Raw genomic sequence first — 6,940 nt, 5'->3', positions numbered from 1 at the left:
CGAGAAGGTCGTGCTGGTCCACGGCTGCCGGCAGGTGCAGGAACTCGCCTACGGCGAGACCATCACCGAGACGCTGCCGCGCCACGAGTTCCTGGGCGAGATGATCTCGAACCAGCTGGTCTACTACCCGACCGTGACCCGCGAGCCGTTCCGCAACCGCGGCCGGATCACCGACCTGATGGTCTCGGGCAAGCTGTTCGAGGATATCGGCCTGCCGCCGATGGCGATCGAGAACGACCGCTTCATGCTCTGCGGCAGCCCCGACATGATCCGCGACACCCGCGAGCTCCTGACGTCGCGCGGCTACGAGGAGGGCAACCACGGCGAGGCCGCCCACTACGTCATCGAGAAGGCCTTCGTCGAGAAATAGCGCACCCGCGCAGGCCGGTTCGGCTTCAGCCCGGTGCGGTCGTCCGCGCCGGGCTTTTCTGTGCCGGTGCGTCCCCGGACCCGGCCGCGGGGGCGGGGCGCAGGATCGCCCCGTAGCCCTCCTGCGCGTCGCCGACGAAGCGGATGCCCGCCCCTTCGAGGACCGTGCGGATCGCCGCGAGGGTCCGGCTGCGGGGCTGGACCTGCTCGCTCTCGATCATGTTCAGGGTGACGACGGAGACCGCGGCGCGGCTCGCGAGAACCCCTTGCGTCCACTTGAGAAGTCCGCGGCCGGCGCGGATCTGGGCGGCAGTGATCATGGGCCGGAGATCGCCCGAACTGAAAGAATTTTCAAGTTTCCGGTTGACGCAGGCCGAGCGCGACCGTATCCACCGCGCCATCGGCCTGCCGGGCCGGTGATCTGAAGTGACCGTACGCTCCTCGTATCCGCGGCCCGCGCGCCGCGGCGGACGAGTCCGGTTCCCTTCGCAACGGTCGCCGCTGGCAGCCGATCGCAGTTCACCGGCGCGGGCCGGAGACGCTCGGTTATCCCTGTCACGGATCCCCCCGAGCCTCATCGACACGCCCGCGTCACCCGAAGCCCCGTTCGGACGGAGCATGGCATGAAACAGCACGACGGCATCGACGTCGCGGCGTTCGCCCGTCCCGGGCTGATGCGACCGTTACGGTCGTATCGCGGGGCTCTCGGCCCGAGAGGCTGAGCGCGTCTCGAGGACCCTGCGGGCCGGCAGGGGACGGTTATCATCGGTAGAGCGCCGCGGGCTTGTCCCGCGGAGGTTGCGGGTTCGATCCCCGTCGGGGGCCGCGAGGTCGCCGGAGCTCATGCCCGTCCCCGACACCACGACCGCAGGGCCCCGCGAGACGACCGGGGCGCCGACCGTGCGCGGATCCCGGCCGACGATGCGGGCCGGAGAGGAACGGTTATCTTCACCGAAGGGAGGTCGCGGGTTCGAATCCCGCCGGGCCGCGAGGCCCGTAGCTCAGCCCGGATAGAGCGCCCGGACACCGTTCCTCACGCCACGCCCGCATCGCCCGGACGCGGGCCGGAAGACGAAGGTTATCGGGATCCGAGGGGTGCGGGTGCGAGTCCCGCCGGGCCGTCAGGCCCGTAGCTCAAGCAGAGCATCGGATAAGCCCTTCGTCGCCGCCACGCCCGCGCCCGGCCGGACGGAACCCCGCCACCGACCACACGAGAGACCGGCCGCGCGCGAGCGGCGGTGGACGACGCGCCGCGGCCGCGTCCCCGCCCGACCGCGCGCGCCGGGACGCGCCACCGGCCGGCGATCGGCCGCGATGGAGAGAGGAGAGACCGAGAGGAGCCCGCCATGACGAAGCTCGCACAGATGTTCCGGCTCCGCGCCACCCCGCAGACGGAGCCGATCCCCGGCACGGTGCCGAACGCCGCCGGAGGCCACGCCTTCGCGGTCGGCGATTGGGCGCGGCTCGACCGCTTCCTGGTGCTCGGCTCCGAGGGCGGCTCGTACTACGCGAGCCCGCGCGCCCTGACCGCCGAGAACGCGGCGGCGGTGCAGCGGTGCATCGCGCGGGACGGCGCCCGCGCGGTCGCCGCCATCGTGGCGGTGAGCGAGGGCGGCCGGGCTCCGAAGCCGGATCCGGCGATCTTCGCCCTGGCGCTGGCCGCCGCGTCGGCGGACCTCGCGACCCGGCGCGCGGCGCTCGCGGCCCTGCCGCGGGTCTGCCGCACCGGCACGCACCTGTTCCAGTTCGCCGCCTCCGTCGAGGCGATGCGCGGCTGGGGCCGGGGCCTGCGCCGGGCGGTCGGTGACTGGTACTGCGCCAAGCCCGTGGAGGCCCTGGCCTTCCAGGCGGTGAAGTACCGGACCCGCCAGGGCTGGTCGCACCGCGACCTGCTGCGACTGGCCCATCCGGAGACGGAGGAGCCCGCCCGGAAGGCGCTGTTCGACTGGATCTGCCGCGGCACCGTGACCGAGGCCGCCCCCGGGATCGTCCACGCCTTCGCGCGGGTGCAGGCGGAGGGCCTCGACGGGGCGGTGGCCGCCGCGCTGGTGCGCTCGCACGGCCTGCCCTGGGAGGCGCTGCCGACCGGGCTGATGGGCAGCCGCGCGGTGAACGAGGCCCTGATCGAGCGGATGCCGGTCGGAGCCCTCGTGCGCCAGCTCGGCCGCCTGACGGCCGCGGGGGTGCTCGCGCCCTTCTCGGAGGGCACCGAGCACGTCCGGGCGGTCCTGTCGGACCGGGAGCGGATCCTCCGGGCGCGCCTGCACCCGATGGCGCTGCTGCTGGCCCTCAAGACCTACGCCTCCGGGCACGGTCAGCGGGGCAAGCTCGCCTGGGAGCCGGTGGCGGCGATCGTCGAGGCGCTGAACGCCGCGTTCTACACGGCGTTCGGCGCGGTCGAGCCCACGGGCCGGCGCCTCGTGCTGGCGCTGGACGTCTCGGGCTCGATGGGCGCCAGCACGGTCGCGGGCTCGACGCTCACGGCCCGGGAGGCGGCCGCCGCGATGGCGCTCGTCACCGCGGCGACCGAGGAGCACTGGCAGGTGCTGGGCTTCACCGCCGAGGCCGGCCGGGCCTGGAGCCAGGGGGCCGCGCTGACGCCGCTGCCGATCGGGCCGTCGACGCGGCTCGATCAGGCGGTGCGGGCGACCGCCGACCTGCCGTTCGGCGCCACCGACTGCGGCCTGCCGATGCGCTGGGCGCTGGAGCGGGGCGTCAAGGCCGACGCGTTCGTGGTCTACACGGACTCGGAGACCTGGGCGGGGCCGGTCCACCCGGTCCAGGCGCTGCGGGCGTACCGGGAGAAGACCGGGATCCCGGCGAAGCTGGTGGTCGTGGGGCTGGTCTCCAACGGCTTCAGCATCGCCGACCCGGAGGATCCCGGCATGCTCGACGTGGTCGGCTTCGACACCGCGGCTCCGGCCGTGATCGCGGATTTCATCCGCGCGTGAGACAGGGGCGGGCGGCTCTTCCGGGCTGCCCGCCCTATTGCTGCGGGACGCCCGGCATCCCGTCCGCGAAGGGGCCGCCGCCGGCGCTGAACAGCTTGCGCAGGAAGCCCGGGGCAATCGCCGAGAGCGGGTTCACGCTCACGTCCGGCGAGGCGAGCTTGCCGGAGACGCGGAAATTGACCGCGAACAGGCCCTCGTTGTGGCCGCCGCCCAGCAGCGGCCCGAGCAGCGGCAACTGCGAGGCCACGTTGTTCAGGCCGTAGAGCGGCACGAAGGTGCCGGTCATGTCGGTGCGCTCGCGGCCGGTATCGAGCCAGCCCGACAGCGTGAAGCCCATGGCGGCGTTCGAGATCGCCGCGTCGGTGAAGTCGACGCGGGTGCCGGTGCGCACGAAGTTGGCGCGCATGCGGTCGAAGGTGACGTCGCCCGCGCCCCGGCCCGGGGCGACCCGTCGGCCGCGGGCCGTCTCCGCGTCGGACGGCTCCGGGCCCTGCGCCATGATGCTCGACAGCGCGGGCTCGTTGCGCAGGATGAAGTCACGGATCTGCACGACGCCGGATTGCGGGCCGTCGTTGAGGCCGATCCCGGCCGTGAGCCGGCCGCCATACATCCGCCGGTACACGTCGACGAACCGCAGCGTCGCGCCGGCATCGGCCGATTCCACCGACAGGGTCGGCACGCCGCGCTCGCCGCGGGTCACCGTGGCGGCGAAGGGGGCCGCGCGGAAGCGCCCGGTGATGTTGGCGGCCCGCAGGGTCTTCCCGTGCAGGGAGAGCTTCAGGTTGGCGCCGGTCAGCGCCTCCTCGTTGAAGCCGGTGACGATGGGCACCTGGATGTCGGCGTCGATATCCTTCGGATTCGCGTCCCGCGCCTCACGGCCGCCCTTCGGGTCGGGGGCGCCCAGCGATTTCAGGAACGGCCGGGCGTCGGCCACCGCGCCCCGGACCACGACCTTGTAGCCGCCGGCGGTCCGGTCGAGGCTCACGCGCAGGTCGTCGCCGGGGGAGAGCTTGACGCTGGTCAGGTCCGCCCGCTCCAGGCCGCCCTCCTGGGTGATCGAGACGGTGCCGCGCGCGCTCGCCGGGGCCGCGTCGAGGGCGAAGTCGCGCAGGTCGAAGGTCTGGCCGCTGTCGACGAGGGTGAAGGTCAGCCGCCCGGGCTTGCCCGGCGGCTTGGTCAGCCCCGGGATCAGCCCGTCGATCCCCGCCTTCGCCAGATCCGCCTCGACCCGGATCGGCGGCTTGCCGGATCCCGGCCGGCCGATCTGCACCACCGCGCGGACCGGGATCGTCCCGGTGAGCTGCGGCGCGGTCGGCAGGCCCTTGCGGCCGCGGACCGCCTCGTCGAGGGACACGTTGACCACCGCCTCGCCGGGCTGCCCGACCTTCGGCTGGCGCAGGTCGACCGACATGGGCGCGCCCGCGACCCGGCCGTCGCCCTTCAGCGTGAAGGCGCCCCGGTCGTAGACGAGGTTGAACCGGCCCGACTCGAGCCGGTCCCGGCCCATCACCTTGTCGACCGAGAGGTCGGCCAGCGAGCCGGTCAGCGTCACCGGCAGGTCCGGCAGGTCGGGGATGTGCTTGAGGTCGAGGGGGAAGTCGACGCGCAGGTCGGCGCTGCCCTTGATCGTGGCGGGGTCGAGGTCGACGCTCATCACGCTCTTGAACAGCTTGGCCTGGAGCACGGAGGCCATGCCGTCGGCGCCGCCGGAGAGCCGCATCCCGATCTGGGCCACGACCCGGTCCGGGGTGATCTGCGGGATGACGAAGCTGCCGTCCGAGATGGCGAGCCCGCGCCCGTCCGGCCCGTGGACCTCGGCGGTCACGTTGCGCACCGTGGTCGAGCGCCCGGTGATCACGCCGACGACGTTGCCCTTGGTCACCGGCGGGGAATCGGCGGTGACGTCGATGGCCGCGTCCGAGACGTGGAAGTCGATGTGGACCGCGTCGTCCGGGGCGGGGTCGCCCCGGGTGGCGGCCGCCAGGACCGCCCCGGACATCTTCACTTTGATGTCGACGGAATCGACCCGGCCGCGCCGGAGCTGGTCCACCAGGTAGGTGCGGGCCGGCGGCGCGATGTGCTCCGGCCAGAGCCGCAGCCCGGTACGGACCTCGCCGTCGTGGCCGGCGAGGTGCAGGGTCAGGCCGCCGTCGTCGGCGCTCGTGCCGATCGTCCCGGTGATGGCGCCCTTCACGCCGGGCCCCGACAGGGTCAGCGCGTCGATGGAGATCCCGCCGTCGCGGCCGGAGAGCTGCGCGTCCAGGGCGTCGATCTTCACCGGCGCGTCCTGCGGGGTCGCCCCGCGTAAGGTGGCGTCGCGGCTCGCCAGCGTCGCGGTCCAGCTCGTGCTCGCCCCCGCGGGGCTGCCCGTCCACGTCCCCGCGAGGTGCACGGCGTTGCCGGCCCCGCGATAGTCCAGGCCGGTCAGCGACATCACGCGGTTGGCCTCGTCCCAGTCCAGGGAGGCGTCGAGGCTCTCGACCGTGACCGGGTTGAAGTCCTTCTCCTCGATCAGGAACGTGCCGTCGCCGGTGTGGAGCTTGGCGTTCATGGTCCGGATGCGGCCGGCCGTCAGGCTCACGTCGGCGCGGGCCGAGACCTTCAGGTCCGTGGTCAGCGGCAGGCCGGACTGGCCCGAGAGCAACAGGAGATCCGTGACCGGCAGGTCGTCGAGGGTGATGACGCCCGAGCGCTCCTGCCCGTCCGCGCCGTCGCGCAGCGTGCCGCCGAAGCGCCACTCGCCGTGCGGCCCGTCGAGCCGCAATTCGAAGTTCCGGGTGCCGTTGACCGGGTCGCGCCCGAACAGGCCGTTGACCCGCGCGAAGACCGCGCGCTCGCGGCCGTCCTCGTCGATCAGCCGCAGCCGCGCGTCGGTGACGCGCGCGCGGTCGAGGGCGCCGACCACGCCGCCCGGATCGAGGACGACCCCGAAGATCGACGCGATCGCGGCCGAGAGCGGCGAGACGGTGCCGCGCACCCCGTCCACGCTCGGCGGCGTGTGCGGCGCGACGTCGACCGGGTGGTTGGCCTCCGAGGCCGCGAAGGCGATGGAGCCGTCCCGGTGCAGCAGCGCGGTGGTCTGCGTCTCGCGGAACTCGATCGAGCGCGGCTGCAGGTTGAGCCGCAGGAGCCCCCAGGGGTCGAGGCTGACGAGCGCCAGGGGGGCGCGCACCACGAGGTCGCCCTGCGGGTTGCGAATGTCGAGGCCGGAGAAGCGCAGGCTGAGCGCGTTCTCGCGGTCGAGCTCGAGGCTGCTGCCGCGCAGCCCGATGCTCCAGCCGGGCCCGATCCTCTCGGCCACGGCGGCGGCGACGCGGCGCGACAGGCCGTCGATCTGGAGCGGCCCGTTCGACAGGCGCAGGGCCACGAGGCCGACACCGGCGCCGACGAGCAGCACCAGCGCGAGGGCGCTCACGAGGCAGACGCCGCCGACGCGTCGCGCCTTCCCCCGAGGCCTGCATGCCGGCGTTGTCTCGTCCGCCATCGGGACCTTTGTTCCGGGGTCTCTGCGCGCGGCGCCCTCGGGCTCCGCGGCCGGTGGATCGAAGCGCACCCGCGCTTTACAGCGGCCGCGACTCCGGGCTTGGCTCGGACGTGCGCGGTGCCATCGCTCGAGCCCG

General features: G+C 73.7%; 3 protein-coding genes, 2 tRNA genes and 1 pseudogene. 4 read left to right on the top strand and 2 right to left on the bottom strand.

Features of this window, described 5'->3' with window-relative positions; genetic code table 11:
• Positions 1-370: pseudogene (locus tag BM419_RS07920) on the top strand (ferredoxin--NADP reductase); the annotation flags it as partial.
• Positions 371-395: 25 nt separating this feature from the next.
• On the opposite strand, the gene BM419_RS07915 reads toward BM419_RS07920, so the two are convergent.
• Positions 396-689 (bottom strand): helix-turn-helix domain-containing protein, encoded by a 294-nt coding sequence (locus BM419_RS07915; protein ID WP_091926047.1) that lies wholly within the window; start codon positions 687-689, stop codon positions 396-398.
• Between the two features lie 603 nt (positions 690-1,292).
• Between BM419_RS07915 and BM419_RS32325 the strand changes: the two genes are divergently transcribed.
• The 3 genes from BM419_RS32325 to BM419_RS07910 all read left to right on the top strand — a co-directional run bounded on the left by BM419_RS32325 (position 1,293) and on the right by BM419_RS07910 (position 3,320).
• Positions 1,293-1,359 (top strand) — tRNA-OTHER (locus BM419_RS32325).
• Positions 1,360-1,491 (top strand) — tRNA-OTHER (locus BM419_RS32320).
• Positions 1,492-1,715: 224 nt separating this feature from the next.
• The gene (locus tag BM419_RS07910) at positions 1,716-3,320 is read left to right on the top strand and encodes a TROVE domain-containing protein (protein WP_091926045.1); all 1,605 of its coding nucleotides are present in this window, start codon (positions 1,716-1,718) and stop codon (positions 3,318-3,320) included.
• Between the two features lie 34 nt (positions 3,321-3,354).
• Here the strand turns inward: BM419_RS07910 and BM419_RS07905 are convergent, their stop codons facing one another.
• Complete coding sequence (locus BM419_RS07905) at positions 3,355-6,735, bottom strand: DUF3971 domain-containing protein (protein ID WP_091926043.1); 3,381 nt, start codon at positions 6,733-6,735, stop codon at positions 3,355-3,357.
• Positions 6,736-6,940: the final 205 nt, after the last annotated feature.

This window comes from Methylobacterium sp. yr668 (assembly GCF_900116245.1).
Lineage (GTDB): Bacteria > Pseudomonadota > Alphaproteobacteria > Rhizobiales > Beijerinckiaceae > Methylobacterium.
The sequence above is the reverse complement of the archived record's forward strand: the minus strand, read 5'-3'. Positions and strand labels throughout refer to the sequence as shown.